Raw genomic sequence first — 2652 nt, 5'->3', positions numbered from 1 at the left:
TATGATAACGGCGAATATGATAATTTACTAAATGAAAATATGATTTCTGATAATCAAGAACAACTTGTACCTTGTACTTGGGCAGTTGCCTGTGTAGCATATTTTGCTTTGGCAGTTCACAATACAGTAGCGGTTACAGCACTTATATACTTTAAATTTGCATTTTGGGGGCCAAGTATAGATAAAAAAAATCAAATTGTAGGTAACGATAGACCAACTAATGATATAGATGATAATTTAAAAACTGAAACCCTTATTAATGAGATAGCTGAATATTATGCAAAAAATTAAAATGATAAGAGAGAAAAGTTATTTAATTGTTTTTATGCTTTGCTCTATTTTTACATTTTTATTTATTGCAGGAGTTTTTCTCTATACAGTTGAAAATAATCCTATTAAACTAAATGTTAATTTAGAAAATAAGATTTTCACATTTGTGCCTCAAGGTTGGGCTTTTTTCACAAGAAATCCTAGAGAGGCACAAATTGTGCTATATAAAAAAAATGAATTTAATAAATTTGAAGAAATTGATCAAAGACATGCGTGCATAGGGAATCTATTTGGGCTTAATAGAAGTGCCTCTAAAATAATGTCTGAACTACAACTAATTAAAAACAAGACGAATGATTCATTGTATAGAAACACTCAATGGAATTATCAAAATAACATTTATACAGATATAACTCTAAAAACTGTTTCCGTAAAAAATCAAATGAAAAATCCAATTTTATGTGGTGAGTATATTGTTATATTTCAAAAAGCAGTTCCTTGGGCTTGGAGTAAATCATTATATAAAATAAAGATGCCTGCAAAAATTATAAAACTAAACATAATGTGTGATGCTAGAAAAAATTAATAACCAAATAAAAAATAAGAGTATAAAATTTTTTCCATATACAAACACTGTTGGGTTAGCAAGAAGCATAGTTGCATTAGGTACTTTACTTACTCTTGTTTTTAATTCATTAGATGTTTTATTTCATAAAACAGTTGAAGGCAAAATAATAAATCCTTTATTGAATCCGATAACTCCTATAAACAAGTTTAATTTTTTTATTTTATTTGGTTTTGAATATGTTGTTTATATGAAGTTGATAGCAATAATTATTTTGATAATAACAATTTCAGGATATTTTATTAAAATTACATCTCTGTTACACTGGTGGATAAGTATAAGTTTTTTATACTTTTCTTCAATTATAGATGGAGGAGATCAAATTGCCGCTATATTAAGCTTTCTTTTAATTCCAATTTGTCTGACTGACCCAAGAAAAAATCATTGGAATAATATTACACCTTATCCATCATCAAAAAATATAATTGGTATTTTTTTTATATGGATAATAAGAATTCAAGTTGCAATAATTTATTATCATGCTTCATTAGGTAAATTTTTTGTAACGGAATGGGTTAACGGAACAGCTACATACTATTGGTTCAACCATAGTGTGTTTGGTATGCCTATAATTATTTCTATTTTAATGAATAAATTATTAAGTAATTATTTCATTGTATCCTTATTCACATATGGAAGTATTGTTCTTGAAATGTTACTTTTTTTAGGACTTACTGCTTCATTAAAACATAGAAAGCGTATTTTATATTTTGCAATACTATTTCATTTTTTAATTATTATTTATCACGGAATTTTCTCGTTCTTCTTTTCAATCTGTGCTGCATTAATATTATATCTTTTTCCAACTTATCAATCCTTAAATTTAAAATTATGGTTTCAAAAAAAATAAAAATTTTATATTTTATTAGTTTATCTATATTTATAACCTATTTAATATTGCTCGTATATAATTATTCTAATATTTCAGAAACGGTAGTTTCACACATAAACATAAATGGCAAAGTCGATGGGCATAGTGGTAAAAATTCCTTATTTATCTCAACTGGTGTTAATTTAGCAATATTAATCTTCATTTGGTTACTAATAAAAAAACCTCAATCTGCAAATTATCCTATAGAAATAAATGATGAAAACAGAGAATCAGTATATAAAAAAATGCAACTTTTTTTAAGTATAATTGCAATATTTACTACCGCTTTTTTTTCATATATGATATTCAAAGCTTTACATATAGAAAAAGAATTTATATATTTAATTTCATACGTAACCATTACTCCTATTTTAACATTAGTGTTTTTTAATAATAAAAAGACTTAACACAATTTTAATATATTTGGTTCATTGAACTAATTCATAAAATGAAAAATCTAACCATCTTTTATGATAATTTTTGTCCTAACTGTACAAGATTTGCAAAATTTGTTGAAAAAATAGATTGGCTAAAACTTATCAAAATTAAACAATTACGAAATGAATTGCATACCAATTCATTTCGTAATATTGATTTAGAATTAGCAAAAAAACAAATGGCATCGTTTAGCACAAAATGGCATTATGGGTACAATTCTTTATATTTTGTTTTCGTAAGACTTCCTTTGTTTTGGCTATTTATACCATTTTTATACATTCTCAAATTAACAAATTTAGGTCAGATATTGTATAGTGAGTTAGCCCTAAAAAGAAAAATAATTCCAATCCATTGTGATGAAAAAGTTTGTAATATTTAGAATCAAATTATTTTATATATTCACAAACTAATTAATTAAAACTACAAATCATGGCATCAACATCAGAAA

General features: G+C 25.1%; 5 protein-coding genes. All 5 read left to right on the top strand.

The window, feature by feature from the left end; all coding sequences use genetic code 11:
- Nucleotides 1–291: hypothetical protein (locus Q0Q96_RS00490; protein WP_293870199.1), on the top strand; the 291-nt coding region annotated here is incomplete at its 5' end.
- A 1-nt stretch (nucleotide 292) separates the two neighbouring features.
- Nucleotides 293–856: an SdpA family antimicrobial peptide system protein gene (locus Q0Q96_RS00485; RefSeq protein WP_293870197.1), complete on the top strand. Its 564-nt coding sequence runs from the start codon at nucleotides 293–295 to the stop codon at nucleotides 854–856.
- Nucleotides 840–1745, top strand: a complete 906-nt coding sequence (locus Q0Q96_RS00480; RefSeq protein ID WP_293870195.1) for a sporulation-delaying protein SdpB family protein — start codon at nucleotides 840–842, stop codon at nucleotides 1743–1745. Before Q0Q96_RS00485 ends, Q0Q96_RS00480 begins: the two co-directional genes overlap by 17 nt.
- Nucleotides 1727–2173, top strand: a complete 447-nt coding sequence (locus tag Q0Q96_RS00475; RefSeq protein ID WP_293870193.1) for a DUF1648 domain-containing protein — start codon at nucleotides 1727–1729, stop codon at nucleotides 2171–2173. The genes Q0Q96_RS00480 and Q0Q96_RS00475 overlap by 19 nt, the downstream gene beginning before the upstream one ends.
- A 41-nt stretch (nucleotides 2174–2214) precedes the next feature.
- Nucleotides 2215–2583: a DCC1-like thiol-disulfide oxidoreductase family protein gene (locus Q0Q96_RS00470; protein ID WP_293870191.1), complete on the top strand. Its 369-nt coding sequence runs from the start codon at nucleotides 2215–2217 to the stop codon at nucleotides 2581–2583.
- The last annotated feature ends 69 nt before the right edge of the window (nucleotides 2584–2652 follow it).

The organism is Flavobacterium sp., assembly GCF_025352015.1.
Classification (GTDB): domain Bacteria; phylum Bacteroidota; class Bacteroidia; order Flavobacteriales; family Flavobacteriaceae; genus Flavobacterium.
Note: the sequence above shows the minus strand (reverse complement) of the source record. Positions and strands in the feature narration are given on the sequence as shown.

What these genes read in the sequence shown, in the direction of transcription:
- Q0Q96_RS00485 (WP_293870197.1), top strand. Translation starts at nt 293, where the DNA reads ATGATAAGAGAGAAAAGTTATTTAATTGTTTTTATGCTTTGCTCTATT.
- Q0Q96_RS00480 (WP_293870195.1), top strand. Translation starts at nt 840, where the DNA reads ATGCTAGAAAAAATTAATAACCAAATAAAAAATAAGAGTATAAAATTT.
- Q0Q96_RS00475 (WP_293870193.1), top strand. Translation starts at nt 1,727, where the DNA reads ATGGTTTCAAAAAAAATAAAAATTTTATATTTTATTAGTTTATCTATA.
- Q0Q96_RS00470 (WP_293870191.1), top strand. Translation starts at nt 2,215, where the DNA reads ATGAAAAATCTAACCATCTTTTATGATAATTTTTGTCCTAACTGTACA.